The organism is Streptococcus sp. KCJ4932, from assembly GCF_004352745.1.
Taxonomy (GTDB): domain Bacteria; phylum Bacillota; class Bacilli; order Lactobacillales; family Streptococcaceae; genus Streptococcus; species Streptococcus ruminicola.
Genome location: NZ_SJWW01000005.1, coordinates 26,698 through 46,135, shown reverse-complemented (window position 1 = coordinate 46,135; position 19,438 = coordinate 26,698). Strand labels below are relative to the sequence as shown.

Here is a 19,438-nt window from a genome sequence, read left to right as displayed (position 1 = left end):
TGATTCCAAACTATATTTTTTCTTACTAGACTAGTTTATCATTTTTAAAGAAGTAAAAAAACAGAGCAAGCTCTGTTTTTCTAAATTTTACTTAATTTCTTTTCCGAGGCTAAATTTTGTTCCTTTAAGCGCACGTTTTAAAAAGAACTTAAATGGACGTCCTGTGATAGTGGCTTGTTTTTTCTCTAAATCAACATTAACTGCTTTCACGCCAGGAACAGCTGATAATTTTTCAGTCACTTTTGTGACACAACCTTGGCATTTCATGCCTGTTACTTCATATGTTTTTTCCATGAGAAACTCCTTTATTTTAATGTCATGTATTTTAAGCGAAGGGCATTTAGAACCACTGACACTGAACTAAAGCCCATAGCAAGTCCTGCAATCATTGGATTAAGCAAAGGCCCACCAAAGAGATACAAAACTCCCATCGCAACTGGAATCGCTAGAATATTGTAGATGAATGCCCAGAAGAGATTTTCCTTAACCACTTTAATCGTCAAACGACTGATGCTTAAAGCTCTTAGAACATCAGAAATTTCTGGTTTCATCAGAATAATATCTGCTGACTCGATAGCAATATCAGTTCCTGAACCTACTGCAATCCCAATGTCAGCACTAGCTAGCGCTGGTGCATCGTTAATACCATCACCGACCATAGCGACCATTTTTCCTTGGCTCTGCAAATCCTTAATAGCTTGTGTTTTTTGGTCAGGCAAGACTTCGCTAATCACAGTCTTAATGCCGGCTTGTTTGGCAATAGCTTGCGCAGTTTTGCTGTTGTCTCCTGTTAATAAAACAACATCAATGCCTTGACTTTGCAATTTGGCGACGGTCTCCTTGCTGTCTGCTTTTAATAAATCTGCTACGGTAATCACCCCTAGCAGTTGCTCATTAGCCGAGATGTAAATCGGAGTTTGACCTTTTTGGGTCGCAGCCAGCACCGCTGTTTCACTTGCTGTCAAGTCAACTTGTAACTCTTCCATCAACCTGCGGTTACCAACGTAAATGGTCTGCCCAGCAAGATCAGCTTGTAAACCTCGTCCTGTTAGAGAAGTGAAATTTTCAACTTCTGCTAAAACAAGTTTTTCAGCGCTAGCTTTTTCCACAATCGCCTGACTAAGTGGGTGTTCTGAATATTTTTCAATAGATGCAACCTGGCCAAGTAGCTTACTTTCGTCACCGTGATAGGCAATAATATCAACAACTTGTGGTTTTCCTTGCGTGATGGTTCCTGTCTTATCAAAGACCATAGTATCAATGTGATGAGCATTTTCAAGGACATCACCACGTTTGTAAAGAATCCCATTTTCAGCGCCTCGACCAGTTCCGACCATGATGGCTGTTGGTGTGGCAAGTCCAAGAGCACATGGACAAGCAATCACCAAAACGGCGATAGCGACTTGGAGGGCAAAGACGAAACTTTCACCCTTGGCAAAATACCAGAATAAGAAAGTGACCAAAGCAATAGTCATAACTGCTGGCACAAAAACACCAGCAACCTTATCGGCAATCTTAGCAATCGGTGCTTTGGTTTGTTGGGCATCTTCGACCAATTTAATGATTTGAGCTAAGAGGGTCTCATCACCGACTTTTTCAGCACAAATGGTTAGGGAACCTTGTCCATTGATTGAAGCACCAAATACCTTATCATCTGCCGCTTTCTCTACTGGGATACTTTCACCCGTCAACATTGATTCATCGATAGCCGAATGTCCTGACACCACAATGCCATCAACAGGAATTTTTTCACCTGGTTTAACCAAGATAAAGTCACCAACAAGTACTTGATCAATTGGTACAGTTTGCTCAATACCACCACGAATAATTGTTGCTTCTTTGGCTGACAGCGTTAATAACTTTTGAATAGCATCTGAAGTACGTCCTTTTGAAAGAGTTTCAAAATATTTTCCCAAGGTAATCAAGGTCAAAATCACAGCAACGGATTCAAAGTACAGCATATGCACGTGGTGAACATGCCCAAGAATGATGTGGTAAGTGCTGTAAAGACTATAAAGAAATGCTGCGCTCGTTGCCAGAGCGACTAAAGAATCCATATTAGGATGCGCTTTTAACAAAGCACGAAAACCATTAACATAAAAACGGCGTCCAAAGTACATGACTGGTAAAGTCAATGCAAGCTGAACCAGCGCAAAAATCAAAGGATGCTCACTCATGCCAATAGCCTTCGGCACCCACAATCCCATCATGCTGCCCATCGAGAGATAAAGCAAGGGAATCGCAAAAGCCGCTGACCACAAAAACTTATGCCACATATTATGAGTGGCTTCGCTCTGGCGTTCTGATTGGCTTTTAGCTGTTGTTGGGTCAAAGACACAAGCGCCATACCCAGCATCCACAACAGCCTTTTCAATCTCAGCTTCACTGACTAAGTCAGGATTATAGCGTACAGTCATCTTCTCTGTTGTCAGATTAACAACCGCTGAATCGACATGATCTATTTTATTGACAGCATTCTCGACGGTTAAAGCACAAGCCGCACAAGTCATACCGTCAATGACAAAGACTTCTTCTTTTTCCATAAGATACCTTTCTATCAGAAATCTCACAAATCAACCATTAAAGACCAAGGTGTTCTTTACAACGACATTGTCCAGGAATACAATTACACGGTACTTCATCCAAAGCTTCTTTTTCTTTGGATGATAGCAAAGCTTGTAAATCAGCAATGTCAGAAAGTGTCATTGGCGTTTCTTTTAGCAAATGTTCAAGAATAGTCTTGTGCTTGCGCTGACAAAATTTATCAAATAAATCATCAGCTTGCTGGTTCATGGCTTCTTGCTCAGACAAGAGACTTGAGTAGAGAAAAGCTTTACCAGACCTTTTTCTTGTCAAATAACCTTTATCAACTAGACGTTTCAAAAAAGTCTTAACCGTTGAGGCTGTCCAGCTATTTTTTTCACCTAGAATATCAAGAATCTGACCACTCGTTGCCGCATCTTTGGCCCAAATCACGCGCATGATCTCCCATTCTGATTTTGAAATTGACATAGCATTCCTTTCTAAATATCTTTTTGGTTTACATTTGTAAATTAATTATATTTCTATCGTCTACATTTGTCAACCATAACTGCAAAAAATAGCCCGAAACCTAACATTTCGGACTTTAAACACAAATAAGCTTGTGTTCTGAGTAATTTAGAAGAGACTTTACACCTTCATTCTAGTTCTTTACGCTAGAATTTGCAAGCGCGGCCATTTCTTTTGCCAATCTTTCTTTTTCAAGCGGTCATGGTAAACTGTCATACGTTCTTTATCAGCTAAAAAATGTGGAGTGGGTTGGACGACAAAATTAACAATATCATCATCACCGTAAGGCAAAAATAATTCTAAATCACCATCTTTTAAACGTGCTGCTATAGCTGTACAGCGTTCTGGATATTTACTGATAGCATCTCTAGCATTTTGATAAGGGGCTGTGTGCGGACTATGACCATGCATAAAGACCTGATTTTTGACTTCCCATTGATAACTAGGGTAAGCTGCTTGAAGCTGTTCTTGAATAGCTTGAGTCTTCTCATAAGTTGTCTCAGGGTCAAAAAAAACAAGATCCAAATCACTTGCATCCGACAAACCCGGCTTTCCTGATAAGGCATTCCAAACGTAATTACGAAGTGTCCCCGCAGCTAACCAAGCATCTGGCAGCTCAAGCTCAGCTATTATGGTTAAAATCGCTATCAACTCTTTATCGCTTGCAAATAAAGCTTTAAGATTCATTATTTTTCCTCGCTTTGATAAGCTTTTACAAATTCTTGCAGAGCCTTTAAATCATCTACAAAAATGGCCTTATCGCGGTCTTCTTGTCTCAAAAATCCCGTAGTCACCATTTGGTCAAAAAGGTCTTTGAGAGGGTTATAATAACCATTCAAATTAAGAAAAAGACACGGTTTATGATGGAGCCCAATGCGTGCCCAAGAAAAAGCTTGGACAATTTCCTCAAGGGTTCCGGGACCACCTGGAAAAGCCAAAAAAAGCTCCCCATTATCCATTAAGAGTCGCTTACGCTCATCCATATCAGCCACCAAAGTTAGCTCTGTTAAATGCAAATGAGCTTTTTCACGCTTTTTAAAATCAAGCGGAATAATGCCATAAACCTCTCCGCCATCAGCTAAAACCGTATCTGCCAAAATGCCCATTAGACCATCTTTACTGCCACCATAGATTAATTGATGCTTCTGTTTGGCTAACCAATGACCTAATTCAATGATATTTTCCTTATAAATCGGGTCATTCCCAAAACTTGACCCCAAATAAACCGTAATTTTCATCTTCTCAATATTCCTCGCTAAAACACTTTCATTATATCACACTAAAAAAAGGCCTGCCAAGTGGCAGACCTTTCTCATATAAAATTCTAGTTAACTAAAATTTATTTTTTAGCTTCCAAATCACGAAGCATTTGATCGATTTTATTTCCGTATTCGATTGATTCATCTTTGATGAATGTCAAATCTGGAATTTTGTACATTGTCAAGTTGCGACCGAGTTCGCGTTTGATTGTACCTTTAGCTTTTTCAAGACCAATTTGGGCTTTTTGGTTATCTGATGCAAGTTCAGAGTGTATTGTGTAATACACTTTAGCCATTGAAAGGTCTCCAAGCATTTGAACATCAGTAATTGTCACATCTTGAACACGTGGGTCACGAACTTTTTTGTGTAAAATTTCATTGACTTCGCGTTTGATTTCCATACCAACACGATCAACACGATGATTAGCCATAATCATTTCCTTTCTAATCTTTTTGAAAAAGCTAGGCTAAGCAAGCCTAGCTTTTATTCATTTATAACTATAACGTTTAAGAAAAGCTACATAGGGATTGCCATATTCTCATTAGAGATTTTAGTCTCTTAGAAAATGGAGCGTTTCGACGTCTAGGCAAGGCACCATAGTGCTTGCCGTATTCCCATTAGAGACTTCAGTCTCAATGGGAATTAACGTTTAATTTCTTCCATAACGTAAGCTTCGATAACGTCATCAACTTTAATATCGTTGTAGTTTTCAATCATCAAACCACCTTCTTGACCGTTACCGATTTCTTTAACGTCATCTTTGAAGTGTTTAAGGCTGGCAAGTTTACCGTCGAAGATAACGACACCGTCACGGATGACACGAGCGCTAGCATCACGCGTAATTTTACCATTTGTAACCATGAATCCACCGATTGTACCAACTTTAGATACTTTGAATGTTTCACGGATAAGAGCTTCACCGATGATTTTTTCTTTGTATTCAGGGTCAAGCATACCTTTCATAGCATCTTCAACTTCTTCGATAACTTTGTAGATGATTGAGTGAAGACGAATATCTACTTCATCAGCTTCTGCTTGTTCGCGAGCTTGTGGTGTAGGGCGGACGTTAAATCCAATGATGAAGGCATTTGATGCTTCAGCAAGCGTAACGTCTGATTCGTTGATAGCACCTACGGCTGAGTGAACAACTGAGACTTTAACACCTTCAACATCAATCTTAAGAAGTGAGGCTGCTAGGGCTTCAACAGAACCTTGTACGTCGGCTTTGATGATGACGTTAACAGTCTTAACTTCACCTGCTTTAAGGGTATCAAAGAGGTTTTCAAGGCTAACACGTTGAGTGACTTGACGTTGTTTCATCAAAGCACGTTTAGCACGTTCTTCACCGGCTGCACGCGCAGCTTTTTCATCTTCGTAAACCGCGAAGTGGTCACCTGCCATAGGCACATCGTTCAAACCAGTGATTGATACTGGTGTTGATGGTTCTGCCACTTTAACACGGCGTCCAAGGTCATTAACCATGGCACGAACACGACCGAATGTGTTACCAACAACGATTGGGTCTTGAACATGAAGAGTACCTTGTTGGACAAGAAGGGTTGCCACAGGTCCTTTACCTTTATCAAGACGAGCTTCGATAACAGTACCGATAGCGCGAACTGTTGGGTCAGCTTTCAATTCTTCCATTTCAGCAACAAGAAGAACTGTTTCTAGCAATTCATCAATGTTTTTACCAAATTTGGCTGAAATTTCAACGAATTCACAGTCACCACCCCAAGCAGTTGAGATGATTCCGTGTTCTGCCAATTCACCGATAACACGTTCTGGGTTAGCACCTGGTTTATCAATCTTGTTGATGGCAACGATGATTGGGACACCAGCAGCTTTAGAGTGGTTAATGGCTTCGACTGTTTGAGGCATAACACCGTCATCAGCGGCAACAATCAAGATAGTGATATCTGTGATTGAGGCACCACGCGCACGCATTGATGTAAAGGCCGCGTGACCTGGTGTATCAAGGAAGGTGATTTTCTTACCATTTTCAACGATTTGGTAAGCACCGATGTGTTGAGTGATACCACCAGCTTCACCTGTAGCGACACGTGAATTACGAAGGGTATCAAGAAGGGTTGTTTTACCGTGGTCAACGTGTCCCATGATAGTTACGACAGGAGCACGTTCAACCATTTCGTCTGGGTTGAGGTAGCCTTCGTCAGCAAAGAAGCGTTCGATATCAGCTTCGTCAACTTCGACTTTTTTGTGTGCTTCAATACCATAATCAACCATCAACAATTCAATTGTATCGCTGTCGAGGGATTGGTTTTGAGTGGCCATAACACCCATCAAGAAGAGTTTCTTAACGATCTCTGCTGGTTCGCGTTTGATACGTTTTGCGATTTCAGCAACAGTCATGCCTTCAGTGTATTCAAATTCTTTAGGTAATTCGTGGAACTTACGCTCTGTTACAGGTTTTGGAGCGTTGTTACGATTGTTATGTTTACCTTTTTTGTTTTTCTTGTTATTATTCCAGTTACTATTTCTTTGATTTCTCACTTGGTTATGATTATTCCAGTTTTTTCTATTCTTGCGTGGTCCATCTTCATTATCACGTTCATAATCACGTGATTTTTCAGGACGAGCTTGTTTCTTACGACGTTTATCTACAGCAGGTGCTGCTTGTTCTGCTACCACATGTTTAGGGGCAGGCGCTGCAGGTTTTGCTGCTTTTGCTTTGTGTTCTTCAGCCTTAGTTTTAGCTTCCACACGAGCTTTGTGCTCTTGTTCTTTAGCTGCTTTTGCTTTACGCTTAGCGGCTTCTTTTTCGTGAATGCGATTTTCACTTTGGCGAGAATACTCAGCATTTTGTTCTGCTTTCAATGCAGCTGCACGTGCCTTGAAATCGATACGTGGTTTTGCTGCTTGATTGCGATCGTTTCGTTGATCTCTTTGGTGATTATCACGCTGTTGATCTCTTCGATTATGATTTTGAGAATTGCGATCGCGTTGTTTGCGATTATTTTGGGCATTCTCTTGTCTGTCACGATTAGAACGATTGTCGCGTCCTTGATTGTTATTGCGCTTTTTATCGCCACCTTTAGCTCGTTTTTCAGCTTCGGCTTTAGCACGCGCTTCACGTTCTGCCTTAAAATTACGGCTCTGAGGTTTAGCAGGAGCTGCTTTAGGAGCTTCTGCAACTGTTTTCTCGGCTGCTTTTTCAACTTTGGCTTTTGCCGCAGCTGGTTTGGCATTTCCTGAGAATTTCGCCGCAATTCGTTTGGCATCAGATTCGTCAACGCTAGAAGAATGGCTTTTCACATCAAGTCCTAGCTCTTGAGCATAGTCAACAACTTCTTTGCTTGATTTGCCCAATTCTTTAGCGATTTCATATAATCTTTTCTTTGACAATTGATGTCCTCCTATTCTGTTAGTTCATAAGAGTCCTCATTTTCTTTGAAAATCCAGCGTCTGCTATGGCAACCACTTTACGTGGTTTACCAAGCGCAGCACTTAATTCCAGTGTGTTAAACACTGTGGAGACTTCTACTTTGTAATAATGACTTTTATCAGTTGTTTTCTTTGTCAAATTATCACCAGCATCATTTGCCAGAAAAACAAGTTTTGCTTTGCCAGATTGGATGGCCTTAATGACCAATTCTTCTCCAGAAATGACTTTTCCTGCACGCTGTGCTAGTCCAATTAAATTTGACAATCTTTGGTGGTTATTCAAGACCTAACTCTCTTCTTTTGACTTTGTGATCTACGTAAGCAATCAATTCATCATAAAATGATTCAGGAACTTCCATTGAAAAGCTACGGTTAAAGACGCGTTTTTCTTTGGCTTGAAGAGCTTCTGCATTATCAAGTTTGATGTAAGCGCCACGTCCGTTTTGCTTACCAGTTGGATCGATAAAAATCTCACCTTCCTTATTTTTAACAATGCGAAGTAAATCACGTTTATCAATCACTTCACCTGAAACAACTGATTTTCTTAAAGGTATTTTACGTGTTTTAGCCATGAAACACCTCTATCTTTCTTATTCTGCGTCGTTTGCTACAACTTCTGTATCAGCAGATTCAACAACTTCCTCAGCTGGTGCTTCTTGTGCTTCAGCTGCTTTAGCTTCACGTTCAGCTTCAAGAGCTTCGTATTCTGAAGCAGATTTGATGTCGATACGGTAGCCAGTCAAGTGTGCGGCCAAACGAACGTTTTGTCCACGACGACCGATAGCAAGTGACAATTTGTTGTCAGGAACAACAACAGTTGCACGTTTACTGTCTTCTTCGTCGAAAAGAACCATATCAACTTCAGCTGGTGCAATAGCGTTATAGATGAATTCTGCTGGATCTTCAACCCATTGGATAACGTCAATGTTTTCTTCAACAGGAACTTCTACGCCAGCTTTAGCATCGTAACGTTTTGGATGGAATTTGCTGATAACTTTTTTGATGTTGCTTCCACCACGACCAACGATTGTACCGATAGCATCAACGTTTGGATTGTGGCTACGAACAGCAACTTTTGTACGATCTCCAGCCTCACGTGAAACGCTCATGATTTCAACAGTTCCGTCAAATACTTCAGGAATTTCTTGTTCCATGATACGTTTGATAAATTGAGGGTGGCTACGGCTTACAAAGACGTTAACACCTTTTGGATTGTTTTCAACTTTGTAAACGTAAACTTCGATACGGTCATGTGATTTCCATGTTTCACCAGGAATTTGGTCTTGGTGTGACAATTGTGCTTCAAGAGAACCAAGGTTAACATAGATGAAACGTTGGTCGAAGCGTTCAACAGTACCAGTCATGATTTCGCCTTCGTGTTGTTTGTACTCATTGTAAGTCACTTCACGAATTTGACGACGCATTTTTTCCATGATTGTTTGTTTAGCTGATTGAGCAGCCACACGACCAAATTCAGCAACAGATTCTTCAAAGCGAATTTTGTCACCTAGTTCGTAAGCTGAGCTAATTTTCAATGCATCTGACAAGCTGATTTCTAGACGGCTATCAAAAACTTCTTCAACAACTTCACGAACTGTGTAGACTTTAAAGTCACCTTTTTTGTCGTCGAATTCAATAACACATGATTCAGATTGACCATAACGACGTTTATAAGCTGATTTCAAAGATTCTTTGACAGCGTCGATGATATCGTCTTTGTTAATGTGTTTTTCTTCTTCCAAAATACGGAAGGCTTCTAGCATTTCTTTGCTCATTTTTTTCATTGCCCTGCATGGCTAAGCAGGACGTAATCCTTTCGTTTATATCTAAGTAAAATCAGATTGTAGTTTGTTATAGTAGTTTGACTACAATTTCACTGCCAAACGCGCCTTTGCAACTGTTGAATATGGAATTTCAACGGTTTTCTTGCGTGTTTTGTCCAAATAATCAATAATCAATGTTTCACCATCAAAAGCTACAAGGTCTCCTTGGAATACCTTAACTTTATCAATAGCTTTGTAAAGACTAACATTGACATAAGAACCTACAGCTTTTTCAAGAGCTTCTTTAGTCTTCAATGGACGCTCCAAACCAGGGCTAGACACTTCCAACATGTATTGTTCTGGGAATGGGTCTGGTTTGATGGCATCAAGTAGAGGACTAATGATTTCAGTCAAATCAGCTGTATCATTTACGGTGATCCCTCCTGGTTTGTCAATCAAGATACTAAGGACATAGTCGCTGCCCATTTTTCCATACTCAACATCAACCAATTCGAACGGATCTTTAATAGCAGGCGCAACTGCTTTTGTAACCAATTCAATGATTGTATTTGCGTTTGCGATAAGAATCCCCTCCTTCTTCTATCAATATCAAAATAGAAAGTTCATCACATTGGCTCACTTGTCGTAAAACCAACGGTATTAGTAGTATGCGTTAAAAGCTTATCCGTCAGCAAAATGACTTTAAGCACACACAAGAGGCGAAGTCACAAACTCCGCCTCCTTCTACTTATTTTATATTATAGTAACATAATTTAAGGTCTTTGACAAGTCAAAAGCTTGATAGAATGGGAAATATCATCCTTTTCCCGCAAGAATATCAGATGTCTTGTAAACTCCTGGAGCATAGGTACGTCCGAAAAGTTTCTTCGTCAAAGCATTGAAGGTGTAGTGATCATCCAAAATAACAACCTCATCATAAGTTTTTAGCATGGCAATAAAATCTTTATCCGTAAAGGTGAAATCATCCCTTGCTTCAATATTTTCATTCCAAAGGTAATAACTTGTTGCGTTGTTACTGTAAGACTTCATCAATTCAAGAAATTCCTTATCTGCTTGGACAAAGTTTTCCCTGGCATCAACGTTAACATCCCAAAGATAGTAACGACTAGCATATTGCACAAAGAAACTATCCACATGTTCTTTATCTGCTGTTACCACAAGAATTCGTTTTTTAGACGAATCCATATTGTTACCTGTTAATTTATGGAGCTCTTTAGAAACTTTATTGGTTTCTTGGTTGTTGTTAAAGACAATGCTGTTGTTTTCAGATAATAGCATTCCCACCGCATAAATCGCTAATACAAGCGTTGCGTATTGGTAAAGCCGTTTATTTAACAAAGTCTTATAAGACTTGGCGTTACGCTTGCTGAGGATTTGCTCATAAAGGCACTCATCCATTACCCAAGCAAGCGCCATGACCATGTAACCAAAAGCAAAGATAACCATACTTGACGCATAGCGTTCAAAACCAGCTAGTTGAAGAGCTTCGTCTGTCGGCATTGCTGTCAAATACATCAACAAAATACTAATGTAATAAGTCACAATGGAAATATCAATGAAAAGCCAGGTCAACAAAACATCTTTTTTATGTTTCAAACGAATGCCAAGAATGATAAAGGCGACTAACAAAATCACATTGATGATGATAATACCTTGAGTTGATAGACTAGTCACATCAAAGACTGATTTAATAAAGAGCTTGATGATTTTTTCTGGCACCCCTCCTGAAACATGACCAGTCAAGATTTTACCCAAGTCAGCCATTGACACCGCGTGTTTAGCACTTGCTGCATTAGGAAAATTATTAGACACATGTTTTTGCCAGATGATAAACGGCAAGAAACTTGCCAAAATAGTTGTCACCATCATGATAAGCGCTTTTAGACGTGCTCTTTTACGGACCAACAAACGTACAACGCAAGCAATATAAACAACCAAAGCTAACAGAACAAAGAAGAGTCCGCTAACTTTGACAATGCTAAGCAGTCCAAGAACAACTGCCGTATGAAGCGACATCATCCAGAAACGATTGCGATAAGCAAAGCAACCTGCTATAGCCGCCAAGGCAAGTGCTGGTAACAAGAAATCAACCAGCAAATTATTTAATCGAATGGCGACATTAAAGGTATTAAAGACTGCAAATGAAGCAAATACCATAGCAACCATCAGAACGCGACGTTCATCACGCAAAGCGCCAAACATAGCGTATAGACAGGATGCAATGAGGAAGAATTGTCCAACTAGCATACTGCCTTCCGAAAAACCAACAATAGTCGTAAAGAAATAAATAAAGAGTGAGCTACCAACAGGATAAGTATAATAACTGATAATCGTATCATACTGCGTTGGAAGAGCGTTGTTGATATGGAAAAATTTTACGATAGTTGCCCAGTGAGTAAAATTGTCGTAGTGCAAGATTGGAGAGTTCCAAAGTGTCATCCCAAATAAAAGCAGGTAAAAAAACATGCCAATAGAGATGTAATCCAACCTACAAACCTTAACCCTTTTCTTCCAAACCGACCACAAATAGTAAAGACTTAATAGACAGCCTATAGCAGATAAGACATAAACCGTCTCAAGCATCTCACCAACTAAACTACCAAGATGCAAGACCAAGGTAATAAATGCAAAAGTAAAGACCCAAGTCAATCGACGATTCATCTTCAACCCATTACGGAAAAAGGCATCATACCCCATAGTAATAGCAAAGAACAAAAGTAATCTCAAAATCGTTATCATACTTTTTCCCTCCATTCATTTGCTAAAGCTTTAAAAGCAGGTAATTTTTCTAGAGCTGGAAGATTCACCACTTGGTACAGTGACTCATCTCTATCAATATCGTAAGAGACAAAGGCAAGCTTGAAGAACATGTCATGATAGATAAAGTCGACAATCGGCTTTCTTCGTGGTTTTTCTAGTTGCCCAGAAAAAGTCATGTAGTAATAATTCGTCTTTCTAAGTTGACGTTTTGTACCGTTGTATTCAACATCCTCATTTAGACGCACTTTTGGTAAGGCAATTTGGTCGTATGCTGAAACTGGACGTTCATTACTTTGGAAACGTCGGTTAAAGTTTTCAAGCAAATCATCCCAAGTTGTCATCCAAGAATCCTTATGCGTTGGTAAATTGTGATTGATACGGTCGTAAATGTATTGATAAAATTCACGAATATCAGCTGGATTAACTTCCGTAAATTGCACACCGTAGCGCCAGCATTTTTCACCAACCGCAACACGAACCACATGACCTTTAGCTCTCGCACGATAATCGCGTGATTGCAAGTGAAGCGTTATTTCTTTCGTTTTTGGCAAATAAAGTGGCAAGTTAGAACTAAAGGAAATACCTGTTTCTGAAATATCACAGACCCTCACTTGGTAAGAATCATTATCAACCTCGATAGTCATCGGTTCATCAACAGGGAAACGTTCACTGCCTCGATAAAGAGGACGACCAATCGCACAGAAAATAGCAAAGGTCAAGTTAACAATGTGATAAAAGAGCCAGAAACTAATGATACTACCATAGAAAAGTTCTGAACCAAATTTACCATAGTTAAAGGTTACCAAACCATACATAGCTAGCAGCCAAAGAACCGCATAAGGGATAGCATACAGATATAAGGTCCATGAGGAGTCGTTTCCTTTTCTGGTAACCTTAAATTTCTTTTCACTAATCCCGAAAGACTCCATCATCAAAGGAATCACTAAATAAGGCGCAAAAATGGTTTCAACAATTTCACCCCAAACTTGCGTACGATATTCTTTGGAAACTTCCCGCATGGATAGACGCGTCAAAGCGTAACTTGGTAACCAGAAAAAGAAGAGCAACCAAATATTTGACACTACTACACGCACATGAAAGACCGTGTACAAAATCGGAGCTAAAATGTACAGCAAACGTCTAAAGAATGACCACCAGTACAGATAACCATTGATGTAAACCAAACGTTGTCCCTTGGTCAAGTTTTTATTGAAGAAGACGTTCATGTTATAACTACTCTTAATAACCCCACGTCCCCAACGAACACGCTGCTTGATAACACTCTTTAAGTCTGTCGGTGTTAAACCACTAGCCATTGGACGTTTCGTTGAATAATTGACATAACCTGCCGCATTCATTCGAACCCCAAGTTCAAAATCCTCAGTGATAGTATCTGTCGGAAAGCCACCAACATCTTCAATAGCCTTGCGGAAAATAACCGTGTTTGAACCGGTGTAAACCGCTGCACCACGCGCATTGTTGAAAACATTGATTTCTTTTGAAAAGAAATCTTGTTCATTAGGCAAAGTTTCTTCTGAGAACAGATTGTATTGGAAAATGTCCGCATTGTAAAAGCTTTGTGGAGTTTGAATCAAGCCAATTTTTGGTTTGTCATACTTGTCACCTCTTTCATAAGCCTCAACTTGCTCAATGAAATATGGCACAGCTTCCATCAAAAATTCACGGTATGGAATCATATCCGCATCAAAAGTTGCCACAAGCGGAGCTGATGTTTTACTAAGCGCATTATTGTAGTTTCCTGATTTAGCATCTTTATTATCAGATAAACCAAAATACCCAACACCAAGTTCTTCTGCGATTTTAGCAACTGCTGGACGATTGGTATCATCACAGACAAAGATGCGAACCTTTGATTTATCAGGATAATCTAAGTAAGTACAGGCATTAATTGTCTTATAAAGTAAATCAGGGTCTTCATTATGCGTGGCAATCAAGACATCAACATCAGGATAACGGTCATAAGAAATCTCTGGTTTTTTCAGCTCGAAGTTCTTCTGCTTATTCAAAATAAGAATGTATCCCGTAATGGCTGAGACCACTTCACTAAGCCATAACAAAATCCCAAAAATCAAAGCAAACCAAGAATCGTGCCATGGAATCGTCGCAAATAAACGCCAAGTCAAGTAAAAGACCGTGGTGGCAAAGGCGGCAATATATAGTAAGTTTTTAAGCTTCTTCATTTCCACCTCCACTAAAGACTAAATGTTTTTGAATAAAGTAGCTCACAAAGAAGAGCAAACCATCAACAACAATTTTCACGATTGAAATCGGAACAGCTGTCAAGGCATTTCCGACTATGGTTACCAAAAGACTTGATACCATGATTTGCACAATGACAAGGATAAAGTACTTAATGGCGCTGCTGGCTTTACCTTTCTTGAAAACAACCTTGTGATTCAAGAAATAATTCACCACTGATGAAATGGCGCGTGCCAAAACCGAAGCAAGGGTAACAGCACTAAGACTTAAGCCATTAAAGAGTGAAATCAAAATCGTAAAAGCAACAATATCCACTAAGAATGAGAAAAGTGATGAGAAGATGTACTTAAAGAAGACCTTGTAAATGCGAAGCGAATCTCGAATAACATCAAAGTGTGACGATTGATTTTCATCGAGATAAATCGTTGCAATACCAACTTCACGAATTGGGATACCATCTTCCTTAGCTGCTAAAAGCATGTTCATCTCAAATTCATAACGTTCTCCTTCTACGTCAAGCATTCTTTTTAACCAAGTCATTGGCAAAACACGAAGACCCGTTTGCGTATCAGAGACTTTCATACCCGTAAAAGCATCCAAAACATCACGCGTCAAAAGGTTACCAAATCGGCTGCGGAGCGGAACAGAATTTTCAAATTTTCTCACACCAAGTATCAAGCTATCTGGATATTTTAGAAATTCATCCAAACATTTAAGTGTATCTTCATAGGTGTGCTGACCATCAGAATCAATGGTAACAATCCCTTTAGCTTGTGATAAATGCTCAAGAATGTAAGAAATGGCTGTTTTTAAAGCACGCCCTTTACCTTTATTTTCAGCGTGAGTCAATAAATGACAAGCGTATTTTTCCTTAGCTTCAGTAAACAAAGCTTCATAAGCAGGACCACTACCATCATCAACAAGGACAATTTCAAAAGGCTTACTTTCACGCGCTCGAATATCTCTTAACAATTCTAGCATGCGTTGATCAGGTTCAAAGGCAGGAATAACAATAACAACATCTTGATAGATCATAAGCTTTATCCTTTCTGATTTTTATCTTGATACATTTTTTTATCGGCAAGGGCACAGAAATCGGCAAATGTTTTACGTGATTCATAACTATCAGTGTAATAGCCTAGTGAAGCTGTAACTGGCATTGCTTTAACCTTCATCTCAAGTTTGATAAGGTCAACCAAAATCTTAGCTTGCCGTTCCGAAACATTCGGCAACAATATAGCAAATTCATCACCACCAAGTCTTGCGACAACAGCATTCTTTGGCATAATTTTTATTAGCAAATCACCATACTCAATCAATATCTGGTCACCACAAGAATGACCATAAGTATCATTAGCTTCCTTAAATTTATTCAAATCAGACATGATAACCGTAATTGGATTTGTCTTATTTAACACACATTCATCAAAGGCCAGCTCAATATAGCGACGATTATGAACCTGAGTTAAGACATCTTCATACGCCAATCTCTGCATTTCGAGTTCTTGTTTTCGTTGCTCCGTCACATCAACAACAATCGAAAAAGCTCCAATAATTTTCTTGCGACGATTATAAATCGGTGAAAACATATTCTGCCAATAAAGTGTCTTACCATCATATTCGATAGTATCTAAGGACGTAAAAGTCTCACCTTTCAGTGCTCTATCGACATTAGCTTTTAACTCTGCAGCCCTTTCAGCATCCAAATGCCGTAGCGGACAATCACCAATCTTTGGAGTGAATTTAAAAATTTCTTGCATGAGACGAATATCATTTCGATTGATAGCCATAAAACGATAATTCAAATCAAGGGCATACATATTAATGTAATCAGAACTTTCAAGGATAAAGTAGGATAACATGTGACGTCTTCGATTGAGATAAGATGCCAATAAACTCACACCTAATATAATAATTGAAATGAGTAGTTCCACAGGATTCTTATGATTAATAACAATCTCATCATAAGCCAGCTTCAACATCAAATTAAATGCTACCAAAGCCCCAAGATAGGTCAACCAGCCTTGATACTTATATAATAATTCTTTTATTCTACCTAAAAGCATACAGCCTCACTATTCTAAGCAAGTTTTCCCACATTAAGCACTTGCCGCATCACCTAAATAACGATTTATAAGGATATACCGCCATTAACTCCAGTGAGTTTTTCTTTTCATAATCTTATCCCCTTTTTTCTTATTTAATCGCTAAAACCATTAAAGAAGCAAAAAACGCCCCAAACATTCAGATTTGTTTAAAAAATCAAAGGACGTTTCTTTTTCTATTCAATTGTGTAAGGAGAGGAAGGGACTTGAACCCTCGAAACCTAAAATTCATTTACGCTTCTCCACTAAGTAACCTCTCCAAAAGAAGATTAGTCTCCTAACTTCTTTTTGCTAACATTAGCTATTTACTGAAACTGTGCTTCCACACGATAAATGACTTGACCTTTTTTAGAGAATTTTTCTTCATATTCAGTCATGACATTTCCTTCAAAATCACTAGCATGCAAATCAAGCCAAACTTGTTTTAAAATCATGCCGTATTGTGAGAAGCTTGCCAAGCTGTATTCAAACAAGCCACGGTTATCAGTTTTAAAGTGGATTTCACCGTGTTCAGGTAAAATTTGACGGTAAGTATCTAAGAATGTTTTGTAAGTCAAACGACGTTTTTCGTGACGTTTCTTAGGCCATGGATCTGAGAAATTCAAATACATCAAATCAATTTCGCCATCCGCAAAATAATTTGTCAAATCAGAGCCATCAACTAGCAACAAACGTACATTTGGTGCTTGACTATCTAGAACTTTGTCCAAAGCATAGCTAAGTACTGATACTTGAATGTCAATTCCGATATAGTTAATATCTGGATTTTGCAAAGCCATTCCTGTAATGAATGCTCCTTTTCCTGAACCAACTTCGATGTGGATTGGGTTATCATTACCAAAGACTTCACGCCAATGTCCTTTTGCTTCTTCTGGATTTAAGATAACATAGTGTGGGTTATTTTCTAAGTGCTCCTCAGCACCCTTACGTCTTCTAACTCGCATTATTTCTTTTTACTAACTAACTCCCTAAATTTTCGTAAGCCGTAAATTTCTTGATTGACGTGTTCCATATCACGTTTGTCAAAACATTTCAAAATCTGTGATAGATATGAAAATTGTCCATACCAAGCAACTTTACTGCGTACTTTTTCATTGTCTTTATAGCCATAATAATTCAACCACTCACCCCAACGTGTGTAAGGAATGTAGTGACTCAAAAGAAAGGCTACGTCGTACATTCGATCTGTCAAACGAACAGAATCCCAGTCAACAAGGTAAATCATACCACTTGTTGTGATAACCCAGTTACTGTGTTTGATGTCCCCATGTACAATGGTCGCAACTTCAGAACGAAATTCTGGTAAGCTACGTTTTAGTTCTTTTACAATACCTTGCAAATACGTATTTTCACGAATTTGCAACGGTGCATTTTTTTCCCAGTCAACCAACAAATCATATGGATTTTCAATCTTATAGTTTAACTGTAACAATTGGTTAACCAATGGTCGTGACTTGTGTAAACGCAAAAGAATATGGACAATCTGTTTACTACCCATATCCTCTTTAGTCAAAATTCTTCCATCAAGCCATTCTTGTGCACTCATTGTATCGCCATTACCAGTGCGACGCACCCACAACAATTGTGGCGCAATCTGCTCTTTAGCAAGAGCTGGTAAAATTGGTGTCGTGTTAAACTTGATAAAGATTTTTTCACCATTCGGATATTGACCAATAAAGGCTTTCCCACTTTTTCCTCGAAGTGGTGTCATTGTCAATTCCTGATCTGATACTGTTGTCACCTGTCTGCCCTCCTTTTCTTTCATATATAATACGTTAATACTTTTCTTCACTTTTATTTTACTTGTTTTACAGCCCCTAGTCAATCATCTTCGCAATTTTGTAAGGAAGATACCATTCTGTAACAATTACAGTAATCAAAATCAAAAGCCCTGCAGCCTTCAAAGAAAAACATAATAACACATCAAGCAAGCAAATCATATAAGATAAAGTTCGTAGCAAAGCCTTTAAATTCGCCATTTTCTGCGCTTCTGAAATGGGGTATAAGCGTGTTAAATATTGATACTCAAAATGTTGAGCAAGTCCTAACAACTGAAACAGTAAAAGATAATTAAAAATTAAAGCAAGTCCAGCTGCTACTAGATGATTTGGAATAAACAACAAAGCAAGAACACCTAATAAAACCAGACGCAAAGTTAAAGCCAGATAATCCGAACTACGAAGAAAGGCCCTGAGATAAAGGTTCGACCACGTTTTATCGTGACGTTTCTTAACCAAACCGAGTATCTTATCTAAGTAAACACGACGTTTGACACTTGCCGAAATTCCTTTAACCGTTGTAAAGAGGGCAAAGAATTTCAAAATAGATTGACGGCGCTTGGTTTCATAAGTAATGGCAGCTTCCCAAGAAAAATGCCCAGCTCTAAAAAAGACTTGTTCCTTTCTCGCCATAATCACCCACTTAATAGCAAGTAAAGCAAGTAAACAGACCACAAAAACAGGAACTGAGAAACCTAATTTAAAGAAAATAGGTGCTAGCAACAAGAAAACAGCTGTTTGTAGCACTGCCCAAACACCAAAAGAACGGACTCTTGCTTGGTGAATCCAAGCCACCACTTCTTCTTCCTTTGGCAAATAAAATAGCTTATCTGGTGCCTCAATATAAGTTGCAATGCTACCAAGACTAAGAAGAGCAAGCGTCACAATGACCAAAATGACATCAAGCCACCAATGTTGCTTTGGAAAATGCTTTAATAACTCACCGTATTGGACCATCAAAAAGCCTGATAAGAAAAGCAAGACCAAGACAAAATGATCATTTAAGACATAACGCAAGTATTTCAGACATTGCCCTAAAAAGAGGCTGCGTCGTTTTCGAAAAACTTCTTTCATT

General features: G+C 39.0%; 18 protein-coding genes. All 18 read right to left on the bottom strand.

From position 1 onward, the window contains the following. Positions 1–87: 87 nt before the first annotated feature. Positions 88–294 (bottom strand): heavy metal-associated domain-containing protein, encoded by a 207-nt coding sequence (locus tag E0E02_RS03285; protein WP_133017836.1) that lies wholly within the window; start codon positions 292–294, stop codon positions 88–90. Between the two features lie 11 nt (positions 295–305). Next, on the bottom strand, positions 306–2,543 hold the full coding sequence (locus E0E02_RS03280; RefSeq protein WP_133017835.1) for a heavy metal translocating P-type ATPase: 2,238 nt from the start codon (positions 2,541–2,543) through the stop codon (positions 306–308). Positions 2,544–2,580: 37 nt separating this feature from the next. Next, positions 2,581–3,012: a CopY/TcrY family copper transport repressor gene (locus tag E0E02_RS03275; protein WP_133017834.1), complete on the bottom strand. Its 432-nt coding sequence runs from the start codon at positions 3,010–3,012 to the stop codon at positions 2,581–2,583. Positions 3,013–3,192: 180 nt separating this feature from the next. Next, positions 3,193–3,738: a nucleotidyltransferase family protein gene (locus E0E02_RS03270; protein WP_133017833.1), complete on the bottom strand. Its 546-nt coding sequence runs from the start codon at positions 3,736–3,738 to the stop codon at positions 3,193–3,195. Further along, on the bottom strand, positions 3,738–4,289 hold the full coding sequence (locus tag E0E02_RS03265; protein WP_133017832.1) for a TIGR00730 family Rossman fold protein: 552 nt from the start codon (positions 4,287–4,289) through the stop codon (positions 3,738–3,740). The genes E0E02_RS03270 and E0E02_RS03265 overlap by 1 nt, the downstream gene beginning before the upstream one ends. 101 nt (positions 4,290–4,390) lie before the next feature. Next, complete coding sequence (rbfA, locus tag E0E02_RS03260; RefSeq protein ID WP_003067449.1) at positions 4,391–4,741, bottom strand: 30S ribosome-binding factor RbfA; 351 nt, start codon at positions 4,739–4,741, stop codon at positions 4,391–4,393. A gap of 212 nt (positions 4,742–4,953) precedes the next feature. Further along, complete coding sequence (gene infB, locus E0E02_RS03255; RefSeq protein ID WP_133017831.1) at positions 4,954–7,677, bottom strand: translation initiation factor IF-2; 2,724 nt, start codon at positions 7,675–7,677, stop codon at positions 4,954–4,956. A gap of 19 nt (positions 7,678–7,696) precedes the next feature. Next, positions 7,697–7,999, bottom strand: a complete 303-nt coding sequence (locus E0E02_RS03250; RefSeq protein ID WP_006531118.1) for a YlxQ-related RNA-binding protein — start codon at positions 7,997–7,999, stop codon at positions 7,697–7,699. Next, a complete protein-coding gene (locus E0E02_RS03245) occupies positions 7,992–8,288 on the bottom strand; it encodes a YlxR family protein (RefSeq protein ID WP_006531117.1) in 297 nt (98 codons plus the stop codon). The genes E0E02_RS03250 and E0E02_RS03245 overlap by 8 nt, the downstream gene beginning before the upstream one ends. A gap of 18 nt (positions 8,289–8,306) precedes the next feature. Then, positions 8,307–9,491, bottom strand: a complete 1,185-nt coding sequence (gene nusA / locus E0E02_RS03240) for a transcription termination factor NusA (RefSeq protein ID WP_039695996.1) — start codon at positions 9,489–9,491, stop codon at positions 8,307–8,309. A gap of 90 nt (positions 9,492–9,581) precedes the next feature. Beyond that, positions 9,582–10,067 carry a ribosome maturation factor RimP gene (rimP, locus tag E0E02_RS03235; RefSeq protein WP_206282016.1) on the bottom strand — a complete coding sequence of 162 codons (486 nt, stop codon included), beginning with the start codon at positions 10,065–10,067 and terminating at the stop codon, positions 9,582–9,584. A 228-nt stretch (positions 10,068–10,295) separates the two neighbouring features. Then, positions 10,296–12,239, bottom strand: a complete 1,944-nt coding sequence (locus tag E0E02_RS03230; RefSeq protein ID WP_133017829.1) for a hypothetical protein — start codon at positions 12,237–12,239, stop codon at positions 10,296–10,298. Next, positions 12,236–14,461 carry a glycosyltransferase family 2 protein gene (locus E0E02_RS03225; protein WP_133017828.1) on the bottom strand — a complete coding sequence of 742 codons (2,226 nt, stop codon included), beginning with the start codon at positions 14,459–14,461 and terminating at the stop codon, positions 12,236–12,238. Before E0E02_RS03225 ends, E0E02_RS03230 begins: the two co-directional genes overlap by 4 nt. Then, positions 14,448–15,515 (bottom strand): bifunctional glycosyltransferase family 2/GtrA family protein, encoded by a 1,068-nt coding sequence (locus E0E02_RS03220; protein ID WP_133017827.1) that lies wholly within the window; start codon positions 15,513–15,515, stop codon positions 14,448–14,450. Before E0E02_RS03220 ends, E0E02_RS03225 begins: the two co-directional genes overlap by 14 nt. A gap of 5 nt (positions 15,516–15,520) precedes the next feature. Beyond that, entirely contained in the window at positions 15,521–16,546 is a 1,026-nt protein-coding gene (locus E0E02_RS03215; protein ID WP_133017826.1) for a diguanylate cyclase, read from the bottom strand. A gap of 344 nt (positions 16,547–16,890) precedes the next feature. Then, on the bottom strand, positions 16,891–17,529 hold the full coding sequence (trmB, locus tag E0E02_RS03210; RefSeq protein WP_133017825.1) for a tRNA (guanosine(46)-N7)-methyltransferase TrmB: 639 nt from the start codon (positions 17,527–17,529) through the stop codon (positions 16,891–16,893). After that, positions 17,529–18,350: a phosphotransferase family protein gene (locus tag E0E02_RS03205; protein ID WP_039695962.1), complete on the bottom strand. Its 822-nt coding sequence runs from the start codon at positions 18,348–18,350 to the stop codon at positions 17,529–17,531. The genes trmB and E0E02_RS03205 overlap by 1 nt, the downstream gene beginning before the upstream one ends. Positions 18,351–18,402: 52 nt before the next feature. Next, positions 18,403–19,437 carry an ABC transporter permease gene (locus E0E02_RS03200; RefSeq protein ID WP_133017824.1) on the bottom strand — a complete coding sequence of 345 codons (1,035 nt, stop codon included), beginning with the start codon at positions 19,435–19,437 and terminating at the stop codon, positions 18,403–18,405. Position 19,438: the final 1 nt, after the last annotated feature.

Bases quoted from the DNA above. Each gene is read 5' to 3' on its own strand.
- trmB (WP_133017825.1), bottom strand. From the start codon at position 17,529: ATGCGAGTTAGAAGACGTAAGGGTGCTGAGGAGCACTTAGAAAATAAC.
- E0E02_RS03285 (WP_133017836.1), bottom strand. From the start codon at position 294: ATGGAAAAAACATATGAAGTAACAGGCATGAAATGCCAAGGTTGTGTC.
- rbfA (WP_003067449.1), bottom strand. From the start codon at position 4,741: ATGGCTAATCATCGTGTTGATCGTGTTGGTATGGAAATCAAACGCGAA.
- E0E02_RS03200 (WP_133017824.1), bottom strand. From the start codon at position 19,437: ATGAAAGAAGTTTTTCGAAAACGACGCAGCCTCTTTTTAGGGCAATGT.
- E0E02_RS03205 (WP_039695962.1), bottom strand. From the start codon at position 18,350: ATGAAAGAAAAGGAGGGCAGACAGGTGACAACAGTATCAGATCAGGAA.
- E0E02_RS03280 (WP_133017835.1), bottom strand. From the start codon at position 2,543: ATGGAAAAAGAAGAAGTCTTTGTCATTGACGGTATGACTTGTGCGGCT.
- E0E02_RS03265 (WP_133017832.1), bottom strand. From the start codon at position 4,289: ATGAAAATTACGGTTTATTTGGGGTCAAGTTTTGGGAATGACCCGATT.
- nusA (WP_039695996.1), bottom strand. From the start codon at position 9,491: ATGAGCAAAGAAATGCTAGAAGCCTTCCGTATTTTGGAAGAAGAAAAA.
- E0E02_RS03275 (WP_133017834.1), bottom strand. From the start codon at position 3,012: ATGTCAATTTCAAAATCAGAATGGGAGATCATGCGCGTGATTTGGGCC.
- E0E02_RS03245 (WP_006531117.1), bottom strand. From the start codon at position 8,288: ATGGCTAAAACACGTAAAATACCTTTAAGAAAATCAGTTGTTTCAGGT.
- E0E02_RS03230 (WP_133017829.1), bottom strand. From the start codon at position 12,239: ATGATAACGATTTTGAGATTACTTTTGTTCTTTGCTATTACTATGGGG.
- E0E02_RS03270 (WP_133017833.1), bottom strand. From the start codon at position 3,738: ATGAATCTTAAAGCTTTATTTGCAAGCGATAAAGAGTTGATAGCGATT.
- E0E02_RS03215 (WP_133017826.1), bottom strand. From the start codon at position 16,546: ATGCTTTTAGGTAGAATAAAAGAATTATTATATAAGTATCAAGGCTGG.
- E0E02_RS03220 (WP_133017827.1), bottom strand. From the start codon at position 15,515: ATGATCTATCAAGATGTTGTTATTGTTATTCCTGCCTTTGAACCTGAT.
- E0E02_RS03225 (WP_133017828.1), bottom strand. From the start codon at position 14,461: ATGAAGAAGCTTAAAAACTTACTATATATTGCCGCCTTTGCCACCACG.